This is a genomic window from Methylobacterium sp. E-005, assembly GCF_022829725.1.
Lineage (GTDB): Bacteria > Pseudomonadota > Alphaproteobacteria > Rhizobiales > Beijerinckiaceae > Methylobacterium.
Genome location: NZ_JAKSYG010000240.1, coordinates 1 through 24,925, shown reverse-complemented (window position 1 = coordinate 24,925; position 24,925 = coordinate 1). Strand labels below are relative to the sequence as shown.

Here is a 24,925-nt window from a genome sequence, read left to right as displayed (position 1 = left end):
GGGGCGCGTCAGGCGGCATCGGCGAGGCGCAGGCCGGTGAACTGCCAGCGCTGATGCGGATAGAAGAAGTTGCGATACGGCAGCCGGGCATGGCCCTCGGGCGTCGCCACCGAGGAGCCGCGCAGCACGAATTGGTTGTTCATGAACTTGCCGTTGTATTCGCCCAGGGCGCCCGGCAACGGTCGGTAGCCCGGATAGGCGACGTAGGCGCTGCGGGTCCATTGCCAGACGAGTCCGAACGCGTCCGGCAGGCCGCCGTCCCGGGCCGCGACCTCCCACTCGAACTCCGTCGGCAGGGAGCGCCCGGCCCAGCGGGCATAGGCGTCGGCCTCGTAGTAGCTGATGTGGGTGACCGGCGCGTCGAGATCCACCGGACGCTCGCCGCCGAGCGTCATGGTGGCCCAGCCGTCGCCGGCGCGCCGCCAGTAGCCCGGGGCCTCCCAACCTTCGGCCGGCCCGGCATACCAGCCGTCGGAGAGCCACAGCTCGGGCTTGGCGTAGCCGCCATCCTCCATGAAAGCGCGCCATTGGCGGTTGGTCACCAGCGCCCGGTCGATCCGGCCGCTTTGAATCAGCGTCTCGTGACGCGGCGACTCGTTGTCGAAGGAGAAGCCCGGCCCCTCGTGTCCGATCCAGGCGATGCCCCGGTCGAGACGGGTCTGGCCCGGCTGCGCCGCGGGCTTCGGGAACCGCCAGTTCTCATCGTAGGCCGGGTTCAGCGGGTTCTGTGCGAAGGCGTGCAGGATGTCGGTGAGAAGCAACTCCTGATGCTGCTGCTCGTGGTAGAGCCCGATCTCCAGGATCGGCAGGATCGCCTCCAGCGCGCGCTCGGAGGCCTGGCCCAGCAGGGCCTCGACCGCCCGGTCGACATGCATCCGATAGGCCGTGACCTCCACGAGCGTCGGGCGGGTGATCATGCCGCGCTGGATGCGCGGCTGCCGCGGCCCGGCCGCCACGTAGTACGAGTTGAACAGGTAGTGCAGGCGCTGATCGTAGATCGCGTAGCCCGGCAGGTGCTCGCGCAGCAGGAACTGCTCGAAGAACCATGTCACATGCGCCCGGTGCCACTTGGTCGGGCTGGCATCCGCCATGGACTGCACCTGCTGATCCTCGGCGGAGAGCGGCCCGGCGCGGCGCTCGGTCTCGCCCCGGACCTGCCGGTAGGCGGCGATCCAGGCCGCCCGGTCGATCGGACGCGCCGAGACGGGCGGCGGCGGAAAGGCCGGCGCTGCGGGATCACGCGTGTCGTCCGTGCGCCGTGCGGCCGTCGCTGCCATGACGATCGTCCTCTTTTTCCGGCCGCCCCGAGAGCCGTATCCTCGGCCCCGGGTTGGCGCGCAGAAGATATGTCTTGGCCGTGGTCCGACAACCTCCACCAGCGGAGTCAGGCCGGCCTCATGTCGTTCGAGGGGTATTCGCCGTCGCGGCGGCGCGGTTAACCCAGAGGATCGGGGATCGCGGGTCTTTCTCTCGCCGCAGTGAGATAGCCTTAACCAGCGATGCGGAATCTCGGGACCCTCGCGGGGAGTCCGGACCTCACATGCGGATTGATCTGATGGCCGGGGCCAGCCTCTCTGCCGCGGCTCTGTGCGGCGGCGCCGAACCGACAATCCTCGTGTTCGATTCCGGGCTTGGCGGCCTCACGGTGCTCGACGCGCTGCGGCGTGCGCGCCCCGATGCCCGCTACGTCTATGTCGGCGACGATGCCGCCTTCCCGTACGGCCGGCTCACGGAGGCGGCCCTCGTGGCCCGGGTGCTGGACGTCATGGAGCGGATGGTCGCGGCCCATCACCCCGACCTCGTGGTGATCGCGTGCAACACGGCCTCGACCGTGGTGCTGCCCGCCCTGCGGCAGCGCTTCACGACGCCGTTCGTCGGCGTGGTGCCGCCGATCAAGCCGGCCGCCGCGGCCACGCGCTCGCGGCTCGTCTCCCTGCTGGCGACTCCCGGCACGGTGGCCCGCTCCTACACGCGAGACCTGATCGCCACCTATGCCGGCGCCTGTACGGTGACCCTGGTCGGCGCCCAGAACCTCGCCGGCTATGCCGAAGCCGAGCTCGCCGGCGCCCCCGTGGACGATGTCACCCTCGCGGCCGAGATCGCGCCCTGCTTCGTCACCGGGGCGGACGGGCGGCGCACCGACGTGGTCTGCCTGGCCTGCACCCACTACCCGCTGCTGCTGCCGCGCCTCGAAGCCCTCGCGCCCTGGCCCGTGACCTGGATCGACCCGGCGCCGGCCATCGCCCGGCGCGTCGTGCAGCTGATCGGCCCGGCGCCGCGCGATGCGGACCGTCACAGTGCAGCGCATGGTTCCTTCACGGCCGGGACCTGCCTGACCGATCCCCTGCGCAACGCGCTGGCGGCCCACGGGGTCGGCGAGGTCGCGGTCGAAGCGATCCCATTGCCGCTGCAATAGGCCGTTCCCGAGCGCGACGGGACTGACGTTCGTGTGAAAACTGTCTTCGCAGCTTGCAATGCTCGCGAATGCAGTCTCTGATTGCAGTGATTCGACGGAATATGCTGCATTCGAGGGGCGTCGTTATGCGCAAAGCTGCAACGCTTGCTGCCATGCTGCTCTTCGGACTGGCACCGACAGATCCGACCTGGGCGTGCGGGGACGGCGAGGCGCCCACCGCCTGCGACGATCCGAGTCCGAACGGGTTCGCGTCCTGGATGCTTGGCCGGGTCGATCGTGCCCTTGCAGCCGATAGGGCACGGGCCCTTCAGGACTTTACCGACGGGGCCCGGGGCTTCCGCACCGCCGACACCTACGTGTTCTGCGTCGGACCGGACGGTGTCATGTCGGCCCATCCGAACCCGATCCTGAAGGGGCACGACGTCCGCGACCTTCACGACAGGACGGGCAATTACTTCATCCGGACCATGATGGACACCGCCAAGCCCGGGCAGATCTCGGTCATCCGTTACCTGTTTCCGAAGCCCGGCAGCACCGTCGAGGAGCCGAAGACCACATATTACACCAAGGCCGGCGATCAGACCTGTGCGGTCGGCGTTTACGACGCCGACGTCGCGGCGCCCCAGGTGGCGACGGCGGACGGCCGTGTCGCTCAACTCCGCCAGCGGCTCGACGGCGTGATTCCGACCAGCGCCCGCGCCGAATGGACCGCCTTTCTCGAAGCGCTCAACGCGCAGGGATCCGAGAGGGCGACGGCGATCGCCCAGGCTCGGCGCGATCTGAAGGACGCAGCGACCGCCCTCGACAAGGCCAGCGGCCCCCGACCCCCGGGCGAGTGACGTTCCGGGCCGCCGCTCTACGGAAGCCGGCTATGAACAGTGGCCGGCACCGCTTCGGCCGGATCCGCTGCGGCGTCGGCGGGCACGATCAAATGGACGAACAGCATGCTGGCGGCGACGATCAGCGCGAGCGCCAGGATGCGCCAGGGTTCCAGGATCGGGCCCTTCGGCTGGGTCGTATCGCTCGGCATCGCGTCCTCGCTCGGGCCTCTGAAGCCCGAAGGGGACACCCGGAGGATGAACGCTTCGTAAATGTCCCGGGATGTCGCCCGGAGCGGGTCTATGAAACCCCTCGCCCCCGCCCGACATCGGTCAGCGGACAAACCGGCCGCCATTGATGGTCTTGATCCGGGATCGCTCCGGGTGAAGGGTTTTGCTCAGAGGGTCGACGATTTGCGCCCCCTCGTAGCCGGCTGCGATCCTGGTTCAGGCCAGCACAAGCGCACCGGCGGCACGAGCCCTGGTCTGACGGAGCGGGTCCGACTGGCCCCCGGCCGTGATGATATCCTGCGCTGCCCGGGTGCCCTCGCTCGTCAGGGCTCAGAATCCGATGCCCGGGATGGCGGCGCTCTATCCGAAGATTAAAACGGTCGGCTTTCACGATGTGAATGCGCAGGATCGCCGGAAGCGGGTCCGCCCCCGTCTTCCGGAGGGGGCGAAATCCGCGGTTCGGTTCCTGCGGTCAGGCCGGGTTCCGCGCGGTGGACGCATCCCCTATCGTCGATATCCACAAATACCCACCGAAATACTTTTGGTGAGGATGAGGGGCTGCGGCTGTCCAGTTTCGGTCGCGACTGATTGTGGTCTAATAGGAAGGGACCAAAAACCTCGGCCGGGGCGCGCGATGTTCGAGAACCTGTTCTGGGGCGCGACGCTGACGGCCCTGATCGGTGCCGCGGCCCTGGTGGCGATCGGAGCGGCTTACGGGCCGCGGGCGGCCCGGCGGGACGCGGAAGCGGCTGCGCCCGATCCGCGCCGGTCGTTCGGGCGGAAGCGGGGCTGGCGCTTCCCGCGGGGGGCGTGGCGCCTGGGATCCCCGCGGCTGCCCTGAGCGGGTTACGCGGAGACGGTCGCGGGTCATTGGGGATCGTCGCGACCCCAGTTAGGCGAAGCGCCGGCCCGCATCGCCCGAGGCTGATTGTCCTGGGAGGCACACCATGAAGACCTACACCATCGCGGCCATTCCGGCGGACGGCATCGGCGTCGAGGTCATCGCCGCCGGTATCGAGGTGCTCGACGCGCTGGCCGAGAAGACCGGGACCTTCCGGTTCCAGTTCGATCATTTCGACTGGGGCTCGGATTACTACAAGGCGCACGGGGTCATGATGCCGGCCGATGGCCGCGACCGGATCCGGAATCACGATGCGATCTTCTTCGGGGCGGTCGGGGCGCCGGACGTGCCCGACCACATCACCCTCTGGGGCCTGCGGCTCGCGATCTGCCAGCCCTTCGACCAATACGCCAATGTCCGCCCGACCCGGATCCTCCCGGGCATCACCAGCCCGCTGCGCCATGTCTCGGGGCCGGAACTCGATTGGGTGATCGTGCGCGAGAACTCGGAGGGTGAGTATGCCGGCGTGGGCGGCCGGGTCCACCAGGGCCATCCCAGCGAGGTCGCCACCGACGTCTCGATGATGACCCGCTCCGGCGTCGACCGGATCATCCGCTACGCTTTCAAGCTGGCCCGATCCCGCCCGCGCAAGCTGCTGACCGTGGTGACCAAGTCGAACGCCCAGCGCCACGCCATGGTGATGTGGGACGAGATCGCCGCCGAGGTCGCGAAGGATTTTCCCGACGTCACCTGGGACAAGATGCTGGTCGACGCCATGACCATGCGGATGGTGATGAAGCCCGAGACCCTCGACACGATCGTGGCGACCAATCTCCACGCCGACATCCTGTCGGACCTCGCGGCGGCGCTGGCGGGCTCCCTGGGCATCGCGCCGACGGCGAACATCAACCCGGAACGCACCTTCCCGTCGATGTTCGAGCCGATCCACGGCTCGGCCTTCGACATCACCGGCAAGGGCATCGCCAACCCGGTGGCGACCTTCTGGACGGCGTGCCAGATGCTGGAGCATCTCGGCGAGGCGCCGGCTGCCGAAAGACTGATGCGCGCGGTGGAGCGCGTGACCGCGGATCCGACCCTGCACACGCCCGATCTCGGCGGCACGGCCACCACCCGGCAGGTCACCGATGCGGTCATCGCGGCGATCCGCGGCGACAACGCCTGAGATCCTTTCCGCCGGTGCGCGCGGCCCTCACCAGGGCAATGGCGCGCCCGTGTAGTCGAGGAAGACGCAGCCGCGTTGGCCCAGACGCGCCTCGATCACGCTGACCATCCCGCGCGCGCTGGTCTCGACATCCAGAGCCGCGCGGCGGCCGCCGAGGTCGGTCCGGACCCATCCGGGGTGCATGAGGACGAGTCCCCATTCCGCACCGGAATGCTGCCCCGCGAACGAACGGGCCAGGGTGTTGAGCGCCGCCTTGCTGGCCCGATAGCTACCCCAGCCGCCGCCGCGATTGAGGGAAACGGATCCGAGCTTCGACGTCATCAGCACGATCAGGCCGTCCCGGGTGACCCGCTTGCGGAACGCCTCGGCGAAGCGGATCGGGCTCAGGGCGTTGGTCTGGAATACCGCGCCCGCGACCGCGCGGGGTATCAGACCGGCCGGCGTGCCGGCCTGGGTGGCCACGCCGGCCACGACGAACACGCACTCGAAGTCCGGCGCGTCCGAGAGCCGGCCCGCGAGCGCGGCCACCGCGGCATCGTCGTCGATATCGAGGCCGGTTTCGATCTGAAGGGGGCCGAGTCGCGCCAGATCGGCGAGGGCCGCCGACGGGCGGCGCACCGTAGCGGTCACGTCCCAGCCCTGTTCGAGCAGCCGGGTGACGAGGCCGAGGCCGAGCCCCCGGGAGGCTCCGACGATCAGGGCCCGGCGCCGGCTCACGGGACCTGAGCCTCCGGCCCGAAGCCGAGACCCGCGACGAAGCGGTTCCAGGTCTGGACCCGCACCTGACCGCCGGTGGCGCGTCGGTGCCCCTGGGCGAACTGGTCGTCCGGCCCGAGCGGTGGCGCACGCTCCTGCAGGAATGCGATCAGGTCCGGCACCGCCGCGCTCCGCGCGGCGAAATGCACGAAGCCGGGCCGGAGCCCGGCATTGGCGCCGACCACCACCTGTCGGCGCAGCCGGCCGGTCCAGGATTGCGCGACGAGCGGATGGATCTGGCAGGGCGAGTCGCACCGGATCAGCGCCACGGGTCCGGCGAAGAGCGGGGGCACGCTCCGGGGGGCGTCCAGCGCCGCCTTCACCTCGGCGCGGGCGTCACGCAGGCGGGCGGCATCCGGATCGGTCCCCTCGACGATATCCACGGGGGCCGTCGCCTTGAGGAGCAGGCGCAGGGCCGGTCGCGCACCGCCCGAGGCCGGGCGCCGCGGCGCGTTGACGAGGCTCACGGCCTCACGCAGCGCCTTGGCGGTATGGGTCTCTAGCAGCGGCCCCAGGAGACCGGGGAAGTCTTTGGACGCGCCGCGATCCCCGAGACCGCCAACGGGGCCGATCCCGGCGAGCCACGCGAGATCCGCGGGGCCGTCCGAGCCCGCGGTCGACAAGGCCATCGCATAGGCGAAGGCGAGCAGGCTGGAGGTTGGGACCGGTTCCTCCGCATGGCCGCTGATCCCAATCGCGCCCGCGGGTTCGGGCCGGGAGTGCGGGACGTGATGATCGACCAGCACCGTCGGTACACCGGGCAGAACGGCGCCGGCCTGCACGCCGCGGTCGGTCACCACGAGGTCGCCGGGCCTCCGGGCCACCAGTTCATCGCGCAGCGTGCTCGACCAGGCCGACTCGCCACGGCCGACGATCCGGATCTCGCCCGGTCCCAATCCGGCGCGGTCCAAGGCGCGTCCGAAGATGGCGCCGGCCGACAGGCCGTCCGCGTCATCGTGGCAGAGGATGGCTGGCTCCGGTCCGAAGCCGGCGACGGCCCGAACGAATGCGGCGCCATGGGCGGCGAGGTCCGTCACGCCCGTCGTTCCAGCAGGGGCCGGCTCACGCTGCGTCGGCCATCGCGGGCCGGCTGTAACCGCTCTCGAACATGCGTGCCGCCACCCCGTTTTCGAACGAATCCCTGCGCCAACCGCGGGGCATGGGGCTGGGTTGCTGCGCCACTTGCCGCAGGGGATCCGCACGTCTCCGCCGTCAACCACCGAAATCGGGGCGCGATGTGAAGATCTCGCGCGGGCGAGGGTCGAGCGTGCGGCGCTTTCGTCGCATCAATCGTGAGGAACGGCAGTAACACCGGGGCGTTTGCAGCCGGAAATAGTAATATTACGGAGATACGACTGTATGTCAGCCACGGATATCGGATCGATCTACGCGACCGCGCTTCGCAACACCCGCGCTCTGGAGAAGCAGGGCCTGGAACAGATCGAGCGCCAGCTGTCGGGCCTCGAGCAATATCCGGATTATGCGACCGTCCTGCGCCGGCACGCCGAGGCCACGAAAACGCAGATCGCGCGTCTCGAACAGGCTCTGGCCACCCTCGGCGAGAGTCCCTCGACGCTGAAGGAGACAGTGACGAAGGTGGCGGGGTCGATCGGGGCGGTGGTCCACGCCGCCGCACAGGACGAGACGCTCAAGAACCTCTACGCGGGGTACGCCTACCAGTACGATCAGGTTGCCGCCTACCGGTCGCTGGCTGTCATCGCCGAGCGGGCCGGGAAGTCGGATCAGGCCAAAACCTTCCGCCAGGCTGCCGATGAGGAGACCAAGGCAGCGGAGGAGATTGCGGCGCTGATCGAGCCGGTCACCAGCACCTATCTCGACCTGACGCTCGCCGGTCGGAAGGCGGACAGCTAAGCGCATCTCGGCGATGCGCGCCTCGCCGATGACCACGTCGGGCGCGCATCGACCGAAAAGCCGCACCGGTCACGGGCGGCGGTGCGGGCCCCGATCGACAGGATGGGCACGCGTCGCGTTCCGCCGGTCAGCGGAGCTGTGAGAGGGTGCGGTCAATCCTCCGAACCCTCCCCCCGCCACCAAAACTCCGTCCGCGCGTTGTCAGCGTCGTTCGATTCCGTCCGGAGCGTCCCATGCTCATACGATCCGTCCTGCTCCTCGTCGTCCTCACATCGAGCGCGGATGCCGCCGCCTTCGACGACCTGAAGGGCTATCTCGCGTCCTGCCTCCGGTTCGAGATGGGTGGCGCCCCGGCGCCGCGGGGTGCGCCGCTCTCGTCGCGGGTCCGCGACGCGCTAAACCGATGCTCGGACGATGTCGCGCGCCTCGAACGCGCGGATGGGCGCCGCCTGCGCGGTGACGGCGGCCTCAGCCCATCAACCCGGGACGTCATCCAGAGAATCGTCGGCCGGAGTGGGTCCGGATTCGCCAACGTTCGGTACTGAAGCCGCGCCGCCGACCGGGTGATGGGGCGGGTCAGGACGGATCGCGCGACAAGTCGGTGGGGAGGCTCCGGGTTGTGCGCGTCGTATCGGACCGATCAGCCAGCCGGTGCCGGCCTCCCCCTCGCACAGGGGATGGGGACAGCCCGAACTCGCCCCGTCGGACGAAAGAGCTCCGCGCGGTGCCGGCCCGGGCTGCAACTCAAACCGTAGACGGGGGGCACCTTTCAGCGTAAGGTGCTCGTGAGGTTGATGACCGGTTCATAATAACGCTTCAGGACCCGGGGGCGGTACCCGGCGCCTCCACCAGAAGCATCCTGCCCCGGATACCGCACGGGGGAAGGGTTCGCGTCCGGCGTTGCGGACAGCGCGCTACCAGGGTGCTTCTTGTGGGGGTGAAACAGGTTCGACTGGGCGGTAAAGGGATCGCGAGTTCTGGCCTGCTTCGGCAGGGTAAGATGCGGCTTTCGGTAAGGACTCGACCGGCTCAGCGCGGGTAACCCCCGTTCCGAGCACCTGACCAAAACTCTAAATGCCAACGACAACGTCGGCATGGAGATGCGCCTCGCGGCGTAATCTTCCGGGGCGTGGGCACGCCTAGCAACAGAACCCGGGGCTTCGGCCTCGGGGCCCGCCTCTTCCTTCGATGACCAGGATCGGCCGACCGCACGGAACCGGAATGCAAACTGGGGCCGGGTCCGGTCTCGCATGGCCCCGTGAGCTCCGCCGTTCGTCAGGGCGGCCCCTCTCGAAGGCCAGCAGTGCCCCGGGACCCAGCCCTTCGCCTTGACGATCCGCCGCCCGATCTGGTCGCACGCCGCGAAGGACGCGCTGTCGCGCCGGTAGGCCGGTCCGCCAGCTTCCCATCCAGTCGAGCTTGGGCTCCGCTACGTCAGTCGACAGCCCTTGGCCTCTACCCATCGATCAGGCGTCCGATGCGCCGTTCCGCGGCGCAAGCGGCTGTCCAGGGGATGCCGGCCACCCTCGAGTTCTCGAACCGTCAGCCGCCGATCGACAAAACCAAGCGCAGGTCTTGCTTAAGACGATGTGACCAAGAGTTGCCTCCGCTTCATTCTGATCCGTAACACTTCATTCGTCGGTTCAGCTGCATCTGAATGTCCCCGAGGCATTTTGAGTGAGCTGAGTCCGGCGCAGATGCGAGTCTTCCGTTCAGTGCTGGGAGACGCGTCGACCCGTCTGCGAAGGTCGCCGATCACGAGTTGCGGCATCCTGGCAGCGGTGATCGCCTTCGCGGCGGTCGCGACGGTCGTGAATCTTCATCATCAGTCGACGCGCGACGTCACGCGCGGTCTGACGAGCCTCGCGACGATTCTGGCCGATCAAGCCGACCGCTCGCTCCAGGCCATGGAACTCGCGCAGGAGGAGGTCATCCGCGAGTTCCACGAGGCTCATGTCACCGATGCGGTTACCTATGCAGCTGCCGCCAGCGGACACAATCTCCATCAGGAATTGAAGACCCGCATCGCCTCCCTGCCGCAGGTCAACGCCATCACGATTTTGGATCACCGGGGCAAGCTCCTCAATTTCAGCCGCTACTGGCCGATTCCCGAGGTCGATCTATCGGATCGCGACTACTTCCAGGCTCTGGCGTCCGATCCATCCTTGCAGCGTTTCGTCAGTCAGCCGGTGCGCAACCGCGGCAACGGGGTGTGGACGATCTATGTCGCCCGCAAGGTCTCGGCTCCAGATGGTGCGTTCCTGGGCATGATTCTCGGCGCAGTCGAGCTGAACTACTTTGAGGACCTGTATCGCCGAATCGTCCCGGCCGAAGACTACGTGATCGGCGTCTTCCGGCGGGATGGCGTGCTGCTGGTGCGCTATCCGCGCCGGGACGATGCCACCGGCAACGTCTTTCCGAGGAGTTCGGCGACGTTATTGGCCGCCGAGGGCACACCCAACGGGACCATGCGCCTCGTCAGTCCGATCGACGGACGCGACCGCGTCGTCGCGGTGCAGGCGCTCAACAACTATCCCATGATGCTCATCGTGAGCCGCACGGCCGAAGCGGCGCTGGCCCCCTTCCGTCAGCAGGCCGCAGCGGTGATCGTCAGTGCGACTCTGCTCGCGGCCTGCCTGATCGGCTTGAGCTTTTCCGTCGCGCGTCGGCTGCGCGACCGCGAGCACCAGGGTCGTGCGGACGAACGCAGCCGCGCAGAACGCGAGTCACGGCGCCAGCATGCCGCCTTCGGTGTCGCGCTCGACAACATGGCCCAGGGGCTCTGTCTGTTCGACGACCGGCGACATCTCGTCATCATGAACGCGCGTTTCGCCGAACTCTACACGATACCCGATCACCTGCGCGGTCAGGGGGTCACGGCCGAGGCGATCCGCGGATACGTCGCGTCGCGTCTGGTCGCCGTGCGGGATGGTGCGAACCTTCTGGTCGAGCCGCCGGGGGATAAACGCGCCTGGACGGTCGCCGAACTCGACGACGGTCGGGCCATCGATATCGTTCGGGCCCCGGTTCCGGGCGGCGGCTGGGTTTGCACCCACGAGGACATAACCGAACGGCGGCGTGCCGAAGAGCAGTTGCGCTTCCTGGCGGGGCACGATGCGTTGACCGCCCTGCCGAATCGGCGGCTCTTCCAGGAAACCGTTGAACGCGAACTCGCAGCCCTCGCGGCAACGGAGGGCGAGGCCGCGCTTCTGTGCGTCGATCTCGACGGCTTCAAGCAGATCAACGACGTCTTTGGCCACCCCGCCGGGGATACGCTCCTGATCGAGGTGGCGAACCGCCTGCGTCGCAAGATCGGCGTACGGTATGCCGCCGCGCGCCTCGGCGGCGACGAATTCGCGGTGCTGGCGACGGGTCTCACATCGGCCGACGCGCCGGGTGACGCAGCCCGCGCCTTGATCGACTCCCTCACGGCGTCGTTCCAGCTGGATGAAGCCCGCGTGGATGTCGGGTGCAGCGTCGGTGTGGCGGTCTTCCCGCGGGACGGCGATACGTACACGCAACTGCTCAAGGCTGCCGACATGGCCCTCTACCGGGCCAAGAGCGAGGGCAAGGGCACGTTCAGCTACTTCGAGCCCGCGATGGATAGCGCGGCGCGCGACCGTCATCAGCTCGCCCGCGATCTCCGTGCGGCGATCGGCACCGATCAGTTGCAGCTGCACTACCAGCCGCAGGTCGAGGTCGCGGCGGGTGACGTCACCGGATTCGAGGCTCTGCTGCGCTGGAATCACCCGATCCGCGGGACGATCCCGCCGGCGCAATTCATCCCGCTTGCCGAGGAGACGGGCCTGATCCTGCCGTTAGGCGAGTGGGTGGTGCGCGCGGCTTGTGACGAAGCTGCAGGATGGGCACGGCCGTTGGGCATCGCGGTCAATCTGTCCATCGCCCAATTCCGGCAATCGGATCTGCCGGAATTCGTGCGCTCGGTTCTGGCCGAAACCGGCCTGGATCCGCGCAGGCTTGAACTGGAGATTACGGAAAGCTTGTTTCTTGAAGATACGACACGCGCGCGACGTGTTTTGCAGAACATCAAAACTCACGGCGTCCGTATTGCGATCGACGACTTTGGGACCGGTTACAGCTCCCTGCTGACGCTCCAATCCTTCGCGTTCGACCGCCTCAAAATAGACAGGACGTTTATCGGGCAGATTGGCATCACGCATAAGGGCATGACGATCGTCAAGGCGATCATCGCGCTCGGTCAGAGTCTCGGTATGCCGGTGATCGCTGAGGGCATCGAGACGCAGGAACAGCTCGCCTTCCTGCGCGATCATCGCTGCACCGAGATGCAGGGCTATCTGACCGGGCGCCCGCGCCCGATCGAATCTTACCGGGACATCGTGATGACGGCCGAAGAGATGGCGTAGCCCATGCGCGCCTGACGGGATGCGCGCTTTCCTGCGCCGAACCGGTCACCCCTGCCTACACCGCGACGGTGCCGCCATCCGGCAACGGGGTCGCGCCGAGGATATCGCCGGTCGGTGGGCCCGGTTGGCGTGCGCCGGGATGCCATGTCCCGAAAAAGATAAAGCCCGCCAACAATTTGGCGGGCTCACATCCGTCAATTGGTGCCCAGGAAAGGACTCGAACCTTCACCTCTCGCGAGACTGGTACCTGAAACCAGCGCGTCTACCAATTCCGCCACCTGGGCATGCCGCCGGCTATCGGCCGGCGACGGCTCCGTTTAGGCAACCGGGCCGCCGCCGTCAATCACGATTTCAGCCCCGTGGCCATTCCCGGATGTCGACGAACCGTCCGGCCACAGCCGCCGCCGCCGCCATCGCGGGCGAGACCAGATGCGTGCGCCCGCGCGGACCCTGGCGGCCCTCGAAGTTGCGGTTCGAGGTCGAAGCGCAGCGCTCGCCCGGCCGCAGCTTGTCCGGGTTCATGCCCAGGCACATCGAGCAGCCCGGCTCGCGCCAGTCGAAGCCCGCCGCCTTCAGGATCCTGTCGAGACCCTCGGCCTCGGCCTGCGCCTTCACCAGCCCTGAGCCCGGCACGATCATCGCCGAGACGCCCTCGTGCACCTTGCGGTCGCCGACCACCCGCGCGACCTCGCGCAGATCCTCGATCCGCCCGTTGGTGCAGGAGCCGATGAAGATCCGGTCGAGGGTGATGTCGGTGATCCGCGTGCCCGGCGTGAGGCCCATATAGGCGAGCGCCTTCTCCTTGGATTGCCGCTTGTTCTCGTCCACGATCTCGGACGGGTCGGGAATACGGCCCTGGACCGAGATCACATCCTCGGGGCTGGTGCCCCAGCTGACGATCGGCGGCAGGTTGGCCGCGTCGAGACGCACCTCGCGGTCGAAGAAGGCGCGCTCGTCCGTGACGAGGCTTTCCCAGTAGCGGCATGCGGCCTCGAAGGCCGCGCCCTTCGGGGCCTTCGGCCGGTCCTTCACGTACGCGAAGGTCGCGGCGTCGGGGGCGACCATGCCGGCGCGGGCACCACCCTCGATCGACATGTTGCAGATCGTCATCCGGCCCTCCATCGAGAGGGCACGGATCGCCTCGCCGGCATACTCGATCACGTGCCCGGTGCCGCCCGCCGTGCCGATCTCGCCGATGATCGCCAGGATGATGTCCTTGGCGGTCACGCCCGGCGGCAGGGTGTTGTCGACGGTGACGCGCATGTTCCGGGCCTTGCGCTGCACCAGCGTCTGGGTGGCGAGCACGTGCTCGACCTCCGAGGTGCCGATGCCGTGGGCCAGGGCCCCGAAGGCGCCGTGCGTCGAGGTGTGGGAATCGCCGCACACGATGGTCTGGCCGGGCAGCGTGAAGCCCTGCTCCGGCCCGATGATGTGGACGATGCCCTGGCGCCGGTCGAAGGCGTCGTAGAACTCGATGCCGAAGTCGCGCACGTTTTCGGCGAGCGCCTCGAGCTGGGTCAGGCTCTCGGGGTCGTCGATGCCTTTGGAGCGGTCGGAGGTCTGGACGTTGTGGTCCACCACCGCCAGAGTCTTCTCCGGGTGGCGGACCTTTCGGCCAGCCGCGCGAAGGCCTTCGAACGCCTGCGGGCTCGTCACTTCGTGAACGAGGTGCCGGTCGATGTAGAGGAGGCTGGAGCCGTCCGGCTGGACATCGACGACGTGGTCGTCCCAAATCTTGTCGTAGAGGGTGCGCGGGCTGGTCATCGGGCTTCGTCTTCAGATGGAGCGGTGCAGAACTCTCGCGATGGTGCGGCTTCCTTAGTAGGCATCGCGCGGGGTTTGCGAAAGAGGCGAGCCCCGCCCCTGTCAGATAGCCGCCCGGCGCCGGCGGATGGATGTCACCGTCACCATCGTATCCCGCTGGCGTTTCACCCCGTCGAGGCCCTATGCCGGAAGCAGGGAGCCGGCCGCGGTGCCGAACGGCCGAACGTGGGAGTGAACGATGCCTGATGCGCCGGCCGAGATCCTGTTCCTGCGGAAGATGCACCCGCTGGTTGAGGCGGCCTTCGAGGGGCGGCACGTCGTCCACAGGCTCGCGGAGGCGGCGGATCCCGACGCGCTGCTCGCCGAGGTCGGACCGCAGATCCGGGGTTTGGTGGTCGGCGGCGGGGCCGATGCCGCCCTCATGGACCGGCTGCCGAAGCTCGAACTCATCGCCAATTTCGGGGTCGGCTACGACGCGGTCGATGCCGGGGCGGCGCACGCGCGCGGCATCGTCGTCACCAACACGCCGGACGTGCTGACCGACGAGGTTGCCGATCTCGCGATCGGCCTCACCCTCGCCACCCTACGGCGGCTGCCGCAGGCCGACCGCTACCTGCGCGCCGGCCACTGGCCGAAGGCCCCCTTCCCGCTCACCGCTTCGCTGCGTGGGCGGCGCGTCGGCATCCTCGGGCTGGGCCGGATCGGGCGGGCGATCGCCCATCGGCTGGAGAGCTTCGGGGTCGCCATCGACTATCACGGCCGCCGCCGGCAGGCGGATGTGCCCTACACCTATCACGACAGCCTGATCGGCATGGCCAGGGCGGTCCACATCCTGATCGTGGTCGCGCCCGGTGGGCCCGAGACCCGCGGGCTGATCGATGCCGCCGTCCTGGAGGCGCTGGGGCCGGAGGGCATCCTGATCAACGTGGCGCGGGGCACCCTGGTCGACGAGGCGGCGCTCACCGCGGCTCTGAAGGCCGGAACGATCCTGGGGGCGGGCCTCGACGTGTTCGAGAACGAGCCGCACGTGCCGGAGGACCTCGCCGCCCTCGACAACACGGTGCTGCTGCCGCATGTCGGCTCGGCCTCCGAGCACACCCGTGCGGCGATGGCCCAGCTCGTCGTCGACAACGTCGTCTCGTGGTTCGAGGGGCGGGGCCCGCTGACGCCCGTCGCCGAGACGCCGTGGAGCCCGAAATCGTGAAGCCGGTATCGGTCGCCCTGCTGGTTGCCCTCGCCCTGTCGCCATGGCCGGCCACGGCGCAGGACGATCCCGCGGTCCCATCCGAACCGGATGCGACGGACATGCCGATCTTCGCGGCACCGGCCGCCACGCCCCCCGCCGCGCCCCTGTCCGCGTCCCCTGCCCCGCCGGGCCTACCGGAGAGGGTCGGGGAGGTTCCTGGGACCTGGGACCTGTCGCGCGACGGCACCAACCGGCGCTGCGTCATGACACTCGTCCTCGACAGCGGCGAGGCCGGGCGACGCCTGCGCTTCCCCGCCGGGTGCCGGCGGGCATTGCCGATCATGAACGGGATGGCCGGCTGGCTGTTCGTCGACAGGGGTCTTCGGCTCGTCGACCGCAATGTCCGGCCGATCCTGGAATTCTTCCACCGCCCTGACAAGCGCAGCTACGTGGCCAAGCTGGAGAACGGCGAGACGTACAGCCTCGTACCCCTCGATACCGTGGCGATGCGTCCGGGCGGCGCGGCGGCCGCGGAGGCCGAGCCGGAAACGGCGGCGGCCTCGAAGCCCGCGGCCCTCCAGGCAGCCGCACCGGTTCCGGCCGAACTCCAGGCGCCCGTAGCGACGGCCGGGCCATCGCCCGCCCCGGGAACCTACGCCCTCGACCGCTTCCAGGAACGCGATACCTGTCGGGTCACGCTGGATGGGGCCGGCGGCGGCGTCCACATCGTCCCGGGCTGCCACGACGGCGGGCTGGAGGTCTTCGATCCGGTCCGCTGGCGCTACGCCAACGGCCGGATGACCCTTACGGCCAAGCGCGGGCACACCATCGACCTCGTGCCGGGCGGCGACGGGCGCTGGCGGCGCGATCCGGAGGTCGGCACGACCTTCGTGCTGCGCCGCGTTGAGTAGTCCTAAAGCGACGAATTCCGGCCATCCTGGACCGGCAGCATCCGCTCCAGAAGCCCGTCGCGGCGGACGATCAGGTGCCACGCGGTGCCGGCGAGATGCAGGAGCACCAGGGCATAGACGAACCATTGTCCGACGACATGGATCGATTCCGCGATCCTCTGCGGGCCTTCGTCCTTGGTCAGGCCGGGGATCGTGAACAGCCAGAAATACGGCGTGTCGCGCCCCGAGAAGGCGCTCAGCAGGTAGCCGCTGATCGGCATGATCAGGAAGATCGCGTAGAGCAGGTAGTGGTTGACGCGTCCGATCAGCGTCAGGAGCCGCGGCGCCTGGGTATCCGGCGGCGCGGGCCGGATCATGCGCCAGACGATCCGCAGGACCACGATCGCCAGGATCGTCAGGCCGACCGACTTGTGAAGGGTGAACATGGTGCCCTTGGCGGGCGCGGGCGGCAGGCTGATCGCCACCCAGGCGAGCGGCAGGACCGCAAGCACGAGGGCGGCTGTCAGCCAATGCAGGGCCTGCGAGACCGGATTGTAGCGCGGCATTCCGGTGGCCGTGACGTATGTGGCGGGCAGTGCCGTCGGTGCGGCCTTGCCGATCGTGATCGGAGAACCTGACATCATCCCTCGCCCGTGTGCGTGGTCCCGTCAGGACCTAGGGCCGGCTGCGATCCCGGGGAGTGCGCTACAGCATCGCTTCCGAAAGCGATTTCGAGTCCGCGGCAGGGCGGCGATGCGGATCAGCAACCCACGAACGCACAGGTTCGGGGCCGAGCATGGGCATGGTTGCATCCGCATTCCTCCCTCCGCTGCGGGTTCTTGGGTTCACGCAACAGGTCGGGACATGCTGGTTCAGGATCGAGCGCGGGTCCCCGCTCCCGCGGGGGAGAGGCCTGCCTTCGCAGAAAGCCGGGTGAGAGAGCGGATTCCCTTCGAGCGAGCCGCACCTGACCGGTGCGTCGCTGGCGTGCCCCATACGGAAAGTTCTCGTCCCTCACCCCGACCCCCCGCTCGAGAGAGGGGGAGCGTCGCGCTCTGCCGCGGTTCCGCGGCGTCCGATCCCGATGCGGAGCGTCGTAGCCCGCGGAGGGGGGAGCGAGAGGCGGGTTCAGCGTGTGCCTCGAAACCTGACCACCGTGCCCCGGTTCCAGAGCGCCTTACCGCGCGTTCAGGACGGCCACATCCACCGGCCGCGCCACGTCGATCAGGGCTGCGAGTTCCGCCGCCGCCGAGCCGACCCGGGCCGCGACCGTCGGGTCCAGGATCTGGCCGTCGGCCATGTCGTCGGAGCCCGCATAGACCGAGGTCGGCGCCACGTGCGCGGCGAAGAAGCCGAACAGGGGCCGCAGGCTGTGCTCGACCACCAGGGCGTGGCGCAATCCGCCCCCCGTGGCGGTGATCGCCACCGGCATCCCGGCCATGCGGGCGGGATCCACGAAGTCGAACACGTGCTTGAACAAACCGGCGTAACCCCCTTGATAGACAGGCGTTCCGACGATCAGTGCGTCCGCGCCCTCGATCGCTTCGATCAGCCGGGCGGCTGGCGCGGAGAGCTCGTCGCGCTGCGTCGCACCGAGGCCCGGTCCGGCATCGATCAGGTCGTAGACCGTCAGGTCGATCCGGCGCAGGCGGCCGAGTTCGGCCCCGAGCGCCTCGACCAGGATGCGGGTTCGGGACGGGCGCTTGGCGCTTCCCGAGAAGGCAACGACGCGGGCGGGATGCGGCATGGCGCTCAACGGCTTATTCATCGGATCACCTTTCGCGGCGGGACGCCCGGGTTCGGGTCGTCAAACGATCTGGCGCCTGCCCGACACGCCGCGTCGGCCCGATCGAGGGTAGCGCATTTCGGTCCCGGAAGAACCCTCGACGCGCCCGCAGGTCGCGATTGGGTGAATCGATCGGGATGGATGCTCGTGGCGATGCTCGTGGCGATGCTCATGGCCGCAACCGCCAAACGTGGCTGCGCTTGATCTCGGCATCTTCCAGGGATCGCGAGACCGGAACCGAATAGCTCGCCAGGCACTCGAGCCGTTCGCGCGGCAGGTAGGTCCGGCCCGGATCGCCGATCAGGATCTGAACGCCACGGGCCTGCAGCCTGCACAGCCACGCCGTCACCGCCTCGGCGAGGTCGCGCTCATAGAAGACGTCGGCCGCCAGGACGATGTCGACCGCGGGCTCCGTCCCGAGGAGATTGTCGGAGGTCGGCTCGATCACGCCTGCCACGTCGTTGGCGGCAGCGTTCAGGCGGATCGCCGCCATGGCGAAGGGGTCGAGGTCGCTGGCGGTCACGGTCCGGGCGCCGGCCCGCGCCGCGGCGATCGCCACGAGGCCGGACCCCGACGCGAAGTCGATGATCCTGGCGCCGGTCACGAGCGCCGGATTGTCGAGGATGTAGCGCGCGAGCGCCTGACCGCCCGCCCAGGCGAAGGCCCAGAACGGCGGCGGAAGGCCGATCGCCCCCAGCTCCTCCTCGGTCTTCTCCCACAGGGCGGTCGCCTCGTCGGCGACGTGGAGCCGGATCTCCGGGGCGTGCGGCACCGGCAGCAGGCGCGTGTTGGCGCGGATGAAGCCTTCCGGATCGTCGGGCGGGCGCATCCTCAACCCTCCAGCAGGTCGCGCCAGAGGGCGCAGACGGCCTCGGTCACCGCGACCTCGGTGAAGCCCCCGGCTTCAATCCGCGCCCGCGCCGCCGTACCGAGACCGGCCACGAGCGCCGGATCGCGGCTCAGCCGAACCAAGGCCTGGGCCAGAGCCGGCGCGTCATCGGCTGGCACGAGCAGGCCCTCGACGCCGTCGCGCACGAGGCTGCGGCAACCCGGGACGTCCGAGGCGACCAGCGCCCGGCCGCAGGCGGCGGCCTCCAGCAGCGTGCGCGGCAGCCCCTCCCCGCCCCGGGACGGCAGGCAGGCGACGTGGTGTGATGCCCAGATAGCGGCCACATCGGTGGTGGGCCCGTGCCACGCGACGCCGTCGCGGCTCCAGTCTCGCAGCGTCGCCTCGGTGATCGCGCGCCGGTTCGACGGGTCCGGCGCGCCGTAGAGGTCCAGCGCGACCGGGGCCCCCTGCGCGCGGGCGAGGCGAACGGCCTCCACGGCGACGTCGATCCCCTTCGACCACAGCATGCGCGCGACCACGGCCACCTGCAGGGGCGGCATCGGGGGCAGCGGCTGCGGCCCGTAGGCGGCCGGGTCGACTCCGGCGCCGCCGATGACGGTGACCGACTGGTCCAGCGGATCGAGGCCCAGCGCCCGGGCGTCGTCGGGGTTCTCGAACAGGAAGCGGGTGCGCGAAGAGGCGAGCGGGCCACGGATCAGCGTGCGCAGGGCGAGCCGCGCCGCGTATCCAAGGCGGTCGCTGCGGGCCCCCACGAGGCCGAGCCCGGTCAGGGCGTAGACCCGCGCCGGGATGCCCGCCATCGCGGCGGCCGTGCCGCCGATCAGGATCCCGCGCAGCGCGATGCAGTGGACGATATCGGCCCGGAGCGCCTTCAGGCTCCCGGCGAGCTGCCCGGCCGCGTAGCCCGCCGCCATGGGGTTGAGGCTCGACCGCTCTGCCTCCAGGGGCACGACCCGGGCGCCGGTCGCCTCGATGGCGGCGCGATGCGCGCGCACCCGCGTGACGACCGAGACCGATAGCCCCATCGCGATGGCGGCCCGGGCCATCGGCAGGAAATGCGAGGCGAAGAACCAATCCTCGGTCACCACGAAGGCGAGGTGGCGCATCGGGGCGGGCAAGGTTGCGGAGGTGTTCCCGGGGGGGGCGTCAGAATCCATCACAACCCTCTAGCACGCCGCGGCCGGTGGGCCTGCGGCGGATGCGCAGGCCCGATCAGGGCTCGGAACAGCGCGCGCGCGCGACCGGTTGACCAGAGCCTTCTCGCCGGGCGGGCATCCGGCGGCGTATGCGGGAGGAATGGGCGATGGCGGCTGTCGAGACGGAAGAGGGCGGCAGGAACCTGCGCGAAGCGGCCGAGGAGGCCGGGCTGACCTACGTCGATGACCGCCGGCCGGGCCTGACCCGCAAGCGCAGCGGCACAGGCTTCCGCTATCTCGATGCCCGGGGCGCCCCGGTGCGCGACAAGGCGGTGCTGACCCGCATCAAATCGCTCGCCATCCCCCCGGCCTACACGGATGTCTGGATCTGCCCCCGGCGCAACGGCCATATCCAGGCGACCGGCCGGGACGCCAAGGGGCGCAAGCAGTACCGCTATCATCCGGATTTCCGGCAGGCCCGGGAGGCCGACAAGTTCTCGCGGATCATGGCCTTCGCCAACGCCCTGCCGGCTCTCCGCCAGCGGGTCGGTGCCGACATGAGACGGCCGGGTCTCTCCCGCGACAAGGTGCTCGCCACCGTCGTCCACCTGCTCGAGACGACGTTGATCCGCGTCGGCAACGATGATTACGCGCGCACCAACAAGAGCTACGGGCTCACCACCCTGCGCGACCCCCATGTCCGGATCGAGGGCTCGGCCCTGTCGTTCCGCTTCAAGGGCAAGAGCGGCAAGATCTGGGACGTCTCCCTGAAGGACCGGCGCGTCGCCCGGATCGTGAAGGCCTGCCAGGACCTGCCCGGGCAGGAGCTGTTCCAGTACATCGACGCGGACGGCACGCAGCGCGACGTCACCTCCTCGGACGTGAACGCGTATCTGCGCGAGGTCACGGGCGAGGATTTCACCGCCAAGGACTTCCGCACCTGGGCCGGCACGGTGCTGGCCGCGCTGGCCCTGCGGGAGTTCGAGAGCTTCGACAGCGACGCGGCCGCCAAGCGCAACGTCCGGGCCGCGATCGAGAGCGTCGCAGGGCGTCTGGGCAACACGCCGACGATCTGCCGCAAGTGCTACATCCATCCGCAGATCCTCGACAGCTACATGGAGGGAGGGCTGCTCCTGCACGTGAAGGACGTCGTGGAATCCGAGCTGAGCGAGGATCTCTCCAGCCTCCGCTCCGAGGAGGCCGCGGTGCTGGCACTGCTCCAGGCGCGGCTGTCGGCCAGCGAAAGCGCGGCCCGGAGCGGCAAGCGGGTCAAGCCGGCCGCCAAGCTGGGTTCGCCGGGGACGGTGCGTCGCAAGCCATCGGCCACGAAGACGCAACGCCCGTCGCGCGCCGGGGCCGACGCGCGGGCCGGTGCCGCCTGAGGCGCCACCGTGGCCGCGCGACCTCACCACATCCCGATCAGTGCCGGGACTGGCTGTCGTTACCCGCCGAGCGCCGGTCGGGGTTGCGTCGGACCTGATCGGCGGTGTCCACCACCGGGGCCAGCCCGAGCTGGCGCGCCAGGGAGACGAGGTCCTTGAGCCGGCCGGTCTGCGTCTTGCGGCGCAGGTTGAGCCGATGCGTCTCCACCGTACGCACGCTGAGCGCGAGGCGCCGGGCCACTTCCTTGTTGCTGAAGCCCGAGCTGAGAAAGCGCAGAACCTCCGCCTCCCGCGGCGTGAGGCCGAGGCTGTCGGCCGGCTCATGCACCAGCGCCAGGGGCTGCTCCGGCGGCACGAGACAGTCTGAGCCCTCTGCCAGGGCGAGCAGCGCCGCTGCGAGGTCCCGTGGGGCTTTCGAGCGCGCCACCAAGGCGTCGGCCCCCGCGGCCAGCAGGGCGCGCAGGTCGTCGGCCGTCAGCGCGCCGAACACCACCAGGGTGCGCAGGTTCGGCTGCCGCTCCTTCAGGCCGACAATGCGGGCGATCCCGTCGGCGAGCCGGATCTCATCGAGGAAGACCAGGGCGACCGCGGACCCGGCATCGGCCATCTCCAGATCAGCCTCGCCGATCGTGTGGAATTCCGGCATGTGTTCCAGGGTTGCGCGAACAGTCGCGCTCAGGTCCTGCGGCTCATCCAAGATCAGGACGCCAACGGCGGTACTCATTGCCTCGCACTCCGCTCTCCCAGCTCGATACAGGCGACTGGGATCGGAGGATTAGTTCCAAGAACTGTTCCAACACGAATTGGGAAATATTAAGCTTTATATCGGCATATAAGCCGCCAAATCCGGGTATTTCTTTGAGGTTGCGTCCCATTCCGGGAAATGGTCGCGTCATGCTTAATGCGGGCGTGCCAATATGGGCCAGCGCGGCTGGTTCATTACGCGACGACTGGCATTGTGTCCCGCGAGGACGCCACGACGCGGTTTCGTCCGCTGGTCTTGGCTGCGTAGAGGGCGACATCCGCACGCTTGACCAACGCTTCGACGCTGTCGCCGTTGGTCCAGCTGCTGACGCCGAAGCTGCACGTCATCGAGACCGTGGCGTTGCCCGCGCGGATCCGAAGGTCCTGCACGCCGGCGCGCAGGCGCTCGGCCTGCGCGGTCGCGCCGGCAATGCCGCATCCTGGCAGGACCAGGGCGAATTCCTCGCCCCCGAGCCGACCGCCAATGCCCTCCTGAGCGATCAGATCGGCTACGGCCGTGATCGCGCGGTCGCCGACATCGTGTCCATACTGGTCATTGATGCGCTTGAAATGGTCGATATCGGCTAGGATCGCCGAGACGCCGCCCTCTCGACCATTCTGCTCCGCAGCGAGGCGGGCCCGGTTGAAGAAGGCGCGCCGGTTGAGGGCACCGGTCAGGGGGTCCGTCTCGGCGAGGCGGATCAGTTCCTCCTGCATGGTGGTCAGGCGCTCGGCGGCGCGCAGCCGCGCGTTCAGCTCCTCGGCGCTCGGCGGCTTCTCGATGAAGTCGTCGGCGCCGCTATCGAGGGCTTCGGCGAGGCTGCGGACGTTCCGGGCAGACGACATCGTGATCACGTGCAACGGCCCCCGTTCCTCCGCGAGCAGGCGGGCCGACCAGCACAGCTCGAGCCCGCACAGCGGCCGGACCTCGAGACTGGTGATGAGGACGCGCACCTCGGGTGCCGATCTGAGGAACGCGAGGGCCTGCACCGAATCCGTGAAGGCGTGCACGGCGTGACCCCGGGGCTCGATCAGCGACGCGATAATCTGGAGAACGACGCGGCTTGAATCGACGATGACGATCTGCATGGCGTGACCTGGACACGATATCCGCAGTCTACCGCGCAAGACTTAACTCACTACAAACGGTTTGGATAACAATATGAGTAGGTCAATAAGTACCCCTGACCGGCGCTATATCATTGTCCGTGGACGACTTTGGCGCTGCGCCGATCCCGATCTCTCGGCGGATCGTCGAACCCATCTGGTGGCCGAACTGATGGCGGCGCGCCGTGCGGTGAAAGCGGCCAAGCAGGCCGAGCGTGACGGCGATGCGGGTGCCGCCGGGGCCCTCGCGGCCGCCCGCGCTCAGGTCGATGCAGCCAAGGTCGGGTTGGGGGAGCGTGGACCGGTCTGGTGGCGCGACGGGGCGCCGGATCTCAACCGGCACCTCGTCCGCACCACACCCTACGCGGATTGGTACGCCGGGCTCAGCGACGGGGAACCTGAACCGTGATGATCTGCGCGCCGGCCGTCCGCTCCTCCGCCACGGCCCCAAGGTGCTGGCGCCCCCTGGGGCCGGCGGCGCGGATCACCGTGAGCGTCGGCCGTGCCGCGGGGGCCGGCGCGATGCCTGAGACCGTGGGGACGCCATAGGTGCCGTAGCTCCAGGGCGACGGGACGATCTGCGTCGGGCTCGGGACCCGGGTCAGCGGGGCGCCGATATAATCGCCCCGCACGAATTCCCCGGCGAAGCCATACCCGTCCGCGTAGGCCGGCGCATACGGAAGGGCGGCCCCGTAACCTTGGGCCGAAGCGGGCGCCGCGACCACGAGCGCCAGGAGAGGCAGGATTGTCCGGATCGCCATGGGCCGGTTCCGATCTGTCGGCGCGCGTGGCGCGCAGGAGCCTGGAGAACCGACCCGACCCCAGCCCGTTCCGATGCTCCAGTCGCGAAGACTGCGTAACGTCGGCGCCCTGGACCGCGATGGCGGGTCGGATCGCGGTCAGCGGCAGGTGGTAATGCGACGGACGACCCAACCCTCCCCCTCGATCCAGAGACGCCGGCGGGCCCGGCTGCAGCTGACCTCGTCGTCCCGGTCGGCGGCGACGGCATGCACCTGCGGGCCGGCATCGGCGACCTTGGTGTTTGCGGGTTCACCCGACGCCTGTGCGGTCGCGGTCATGAGAAGAAGCGCGGCGCTGGCCGCGCCAAGTGCGGTCGTTCGGAAAGTCATGCGAAAGGGGCGCCCTACGGCCGTGCTTGGGGGTTCGGTGCAGAAATGCGCGGGCCGCCGCTTCGGTTTCATCGCGCGCGGTGGATGATGTGTGCGGCCGCGCATCCGATGGCGGCGCTTAGACTTCCCGCCAATCGCCGTTAAGGAGATCCGGCCCACACGCGGCGCCCGGCGCGTTGCAGCGGTCTCGGCCTGGGGATCGGTCGGGCTCGGTCTGCGACGCGCGGGTCCGGAAACTAGAGTTTCATGAGCAAGCCGAAACCGCCGACGAATGCGCTCCTGACTCCGGAGAAGCGGACCGAGGACGTGGATCAGACGATCCGCCCGCTGAGCCTGGCCGAGTTCATCGGCCAGCGGGCGGCCCGGGCCAACATGCAGATCTTCATCGAGGCCGCCCGCAAGACCGGCCAGGCGCTGGACCACGTCCTGTTCGTCGGGCCGCCCGGGC

Annotated in this window: 24 protein-coding genes, 1 tRNA gene, 1 other RNA gene and 1 pseudogene; 13 read left to right on the top strand and 14 right to left on the bottom strand. The window is 69.1% G+C overall.

From position 1 onward, the window contains the following. Positions 1 to 8 precede the first annotated feature (8 nt). On the bottom strand, positions 9 to 1,277 hold the full coding sequence (gene egtB / locus MKK88_RS29695) for an ergothioneine biosynthesis protein EgtB (RefSeq protein ID WP_244006495.1): 1,269 nt from the start codon (positions 1,275 to 1,277) through the stop codon (positions 9 to 11). 263 nt (positions 1,278 to 1,540) lie between these two features. Here egtB and murI point away from each other — a divergent pair, with 263 nt between their 5' ends. Both murI and MKK88_RS29685 read left to right on the top strand, forming a co-directional pair. Then, entirely contained in the window at positions 1,541 to 2,416 is an 876-nt protein-coding gene (murI, locus tag MKK88_RS29690; RefSeq protein ID WP_244006493.1) for a glutamate racemase, read from the top strand. Positions 2,417 to 2,541: 125 nt separating this feature from the next. After that, positions 2,542 to 3,255 (top strand): cache domain-containing protein, encoded by a 714-nt coding sequence (locus MKK88_RS29685; RefSeq protein ID WP_244006491.1) that lies wholly within the window; start codon positions 2,542 to 2,544, stop codon positions 3,253 to 3,255. Positions 3,256 to 3,272: 17 nt separating this feature from the next. On the opposite strand, the gene MKK88_RS29680 is transcribed toward MKK88_RS29685, so the two are convergent. Next, positions 3,273 to 3,446 carry a hypothetical protein gene (locus MKK88_RS29680; RefSeq protein WP_244006484.1) on the bottom strand — a complete coding sequence of 58 codons (174 nt, stop codon included), beginning with the start codon at positions 3,444 to 3,446 and terminating at the stop codon, positions 3,273 to 3,275. A 653-nt stretch (positions 3,447 to 4,099) separates the two neighbouring features. Between MKK88_RS29680 and MKK88_RS29675 the strand changes: the two genes are divergently transcribed. Both MKK88_RS29675 and MKK88_RS29670 read left to right on the top strand, forming a co-directional pair. Continuing rightward, entirely contained in the window at positions 4,100 to 4,306 is a 207-nt protein-coding gene (locus MKK88_RS29675; protein ID WP_244006482.1) for a hypothetical protein, read from the top strand. A 106-nt stretch (positions 4,307 to 4,412) separates the two neighbouring features. Beyond that, complete coding sequence (locus MKK88_RS29670) at positions 4,413 to 5,489, top strand: tartrate dehydrogenase (protein WP_244006480.1); 1,077 nt, start codon at positions 4,413 to 4,415, stop codon at positions 5,487 to 5,489. Between the two features lie 27 nt (positions 5,490 to 5,516). Here MKK88_RS29670 and MKK88_RS29665 read toward each other — a convergent pair whose 3' ends face one another. Both MKK88_RS29665 and MKK88_RS29660 read right to left on the bottom strand, forming a co-directional pair. Continuing rightward, positions 5,517 to 6,206: an SDR family NAD(P)-dependent oxidoreductase gene (locus tag MKK88_RS29665; RefSeq protein WP_244006478.1), complete on the bottom strand. Its 690-nt coding sequence runs from the start codon at positions 6,204 to 6,206 to the stop codon at positions 5,517 to 5,519. Next, on the bottom strand, positions 6,203 to 7,282 hold the full coding sequence (locus MKK88_RS29660; protein ID WP_244006476.1) for a phosphoesterase: 1,080 nt from the start codon (positions 7,280 to 7,282) through the stop codon (positions 6,203 to 6,205). The genes MKK88_RS29665 and MKK88_RS29660 overlap by 4 nt, the downstream gene beginning before the upstream one ends. A 322-nt stretch (positions 7,283 to 7,604) precedes the next feature. Here MKK88_RS29660 and MKK88_RS29655 point away from each other — a divergent pair, with 322 nt between their 5' ends. The 4 genes from MKK88_RS29655 to MKK88_RS33980 all read left to right on the top strand — a co-directional run bounded on the left by MKK88_RS29655 (position 7,605) and on the right by MKK88_RS33980 (position 12,502). Beyond that, positions 7,605 to 8,117, top strand: a complete 513-nt coding sequence (locus MKK88_RS29655; protein ID WP_244006474.1) for a DUF892 family protein — start codon at positions 7,605 to 7,607, stop codon at positions 8,115 to 8,117. A 233-nt stretch (positions 8,118 to 8,350) separates the two neighbouring features. After that, positions 8,351 to 8,662: a hypothetical protein gene (locus MKK88_RS29650; protein ID WP_244006472.1), complete on the top strand. Its 312-nt coding sequence runs from the start codon at positions 8,351 to 8,353 to the stop codon at positions 8,660 to 8,662. 217 nt (positions 8,663 to 8,879) lie between these two features. Continuing rightward, positions 8,880 to 9,268: a transfer-messenger RNA gene (gene ssrA / locus MKK88_RS29645) on the top strand. 522 nt (positions 9,269 to 9,790) lie between these two features. After that, a complete protein-coding gene (locus MKK88_RS33980) occupies positions 9,791 to 12,502 on the top strand; it encodes an EAL domain-containing protein (RefSeq protein ID WP_279602613.1) in 2,712 nt (903 codons plus the stop codon). A gap of 199 nt (positions 12,503 to 12,701) precedes the next feature. Here MKK88_RS33980 and MKK88_RS29625 read toward each other — a convergent pair. Together MKK88_RS29625 and leuC are read right to left on the bottom strand one after the other, a co-directional pair. Next, positions 12,702 to 12,786 (bottom strand) — tRNA-Leu (locus MKK88_RS29625). Between the two features lie 67 nt (positions 12,787 to 12,853). After that, complete coding sequence (leuC, locus tag MKK88_RS29620) at positions 12,854 to 14,266, bottom strand: 3-isopropylmalate dehydratase large subunit (protein ID WP_244006466.1); 1,413 nt, start codon at positions 14,264 to 14,266, stop codon at positions 12,854 to 12,856. A 238-nt stretch (positions 14,267 to 14,504) separates the two neighbouring features. Between leuC and MKK88_RS29615 the strand changes: the two genes are divergently transcribed. Further along, the gene (locus MKK88_RS29615) at positions 14,505 to 15,470 is read left to right on the top strand and encodes a 2-hydroxyacid dehydrogenase (protein WP_244006459.1); all 966 of its coding nucleotides are present in this window, start codon (positions 14,505 to 14,507) and stop codon (positions 15,468 to 15,470) included. Then, on the top strand, positions 15,452 to 16,363 hold the full coding sequence (locus MKK88_RS29610) for an AprI/Inh family metalloprotease inhibitor (RefSeq protein WP_244006457.1): 912 nt from the start codon (positions 15,452 to 15,454) through the stop codon (positions 16,361 to 16,363). The genes MKK88_RS29615 and MKK88_RS29610 overlap by 19 nt, the downstream gene beginning before the upstream one ends. Before the next feature lie 2 nt (positions 16,364 to 16,365). On the opposite strand, the gene MKK88_RS29605 is transcribed toward MKK88_RS29610, so the two are convergent. From MKK88_RS29605 to MKK88_RS29590, 4 genes are all read right to left on the bottom strand, one after another. After that, positions 16,366 to 16,983 (bottom strand): cytochrome b, encoded by a 618-nt coding sequence (locus MKK88_RS29605; RefSeq protein WP_244006455.1) that lies wholly within the window; start codon positions 16,981 to 16,983, stop codon positions 16,366 to 16,368. Between the two features lie 536 nt (positions 16,984 to 17,519). Then, positions 17,520 to 18,110 (bottom strand): NAD(P)H-dependent oxidoreductase, encoded by a 591-nt coding sequence (locus tag MKK88_RS29600; RefSeq protein ID WP_244006453.1) that lies wholly within the window; start codon positions 18,108 to 18,110, stop codon positions 17,520 to 17,522. Between the two features lie 187 nt (positions 18,111 to 18,297). Then, positions 18,298 to 18,957, bottom strand: a complete 660-nt coding sequence (locus tag MKK88_RS29595) for a class I SAM-dependent methyltransferase (RefSeq protein ID WP_244006452.1) — start codon at positions 18,955 to 18,957, stop codon at positions 18,298 to 18,300. Between the two features lie 2 nt (positions 18,958 to 18,959). Continuing rightward, the gene (locus MKK88_RS29590; RefSeq protein WP_244006450.1) at positions 18,960 to 20,135 is read right to left on the bottom strand and encodes a glycosyltransferase family 4 protein; all 1,176 of its coding nucleotides are present in this window, start codon (positions 20,133 to 20,135) and stop codon (positions 18,960 to 18,962) included. 146 nt (positions 20,136 to 20,281) lie between these two features. Here MKK88_RS29590 and MKK88_RS29585 point away from each other — a divergent pair, with 146 nt between their 5' ends. Continuing rightward, on the top strand, positions 20,282 to 21,496 hold the full coding sequence (locus MKK88_RS29585; RefSeq protein ID WP_244006448.1) for a DNA topoisomerase IB: 1,215 nt from the start codon (positions 20,282 to 20,284) through the stop codon (positions 21,494 to 21,496). Positions 21,497 to 21,533: 37 nt separating this feature from the next. Here the strand turns inward: MKK88_RS29585 and MKK88_RS29580 are convergent, their stop codons facing one another. Continuing rightward, positions 21,534 to 22,220, bottom strand: a complete 687-nt coding sequence (locus MKK88_RS29580) for a response regulator transcription factor (RefSeq protein WP_244006446.1) — start codon at positions 22,218 to 22,220, stop codon at positions 21,534 to 21,536. A gap of 215 nt (positions 22,221 to 22,435) precedes the next feature. Continuing rightward, positions 22,436 to 23,329 (bottom strand): GGDEF domain-containing protein, encoded by an 894-nt coding sequence (locus MKK88_RS29575; protein ID WP_244006444.1) that lies wholly within the window; start codon positions 23,327 to 23,329, stop codon positions 22,436 to 22,438. Positions 23,330 to 23,402: 73 nt separating this feature from the next. Between MKK88_RS29575 and MKK88_RS29570 the strand changes: the two genes are divergently transcribed. After that, positions 23,403 to 23,756, top strand: a complete 354-nt coding sequence (locus MKK88_RS29570; RefSeq protein ID WP_244006437.1) for a hypothetical protein — start codon at positions 23,403 to 23,405, stop codon at positions 23,754 to 23,756. Here MKK88_RS29570 and MKK88_RS29565 read toward each other — a convergent pair. Further along, positions 23,731 to 24,108: a hypothetical protein gene (locus MKK88_RS29565; RefSeq protein WP_244006430.1), complete on the bottom strand. Its 378-nt coding sequence runs from the start codon at positions 24,106 to 24,108 to the stop codon at positions 23,731 to 23,733. The genes MKK88_RS29570 and MKK88_RS29565 overlap by 26 nt on opposite strands. Before the next feature lie 138 nt (positions 24,109 to 24,246). After that, positions 24,247 to 24,477 carry a hypothetical protein gene (locus MKK88_RS29560; RefSeq protein WP_244006423.1) on the bottom strand — a complete coding sequence of 77 codons (231 nt, stop codon included), beginning with the start codon at positions 24,475 to 24,477 and terminating at the stop codon, positions 24,247 to 24,249. Between the two features lie 246 nt (positions 24,478 to 24,723). Between MKK88_RS29560 and MKK88_RS29555 the strand changes: the two are divergent. After that, positions 24,724 to 24,925 (top strand): annotated as a pseudogene (locus MKK88_RS29555) (Holliday junction branch migration DNA helicase RuvB); the annotation flags it as partial.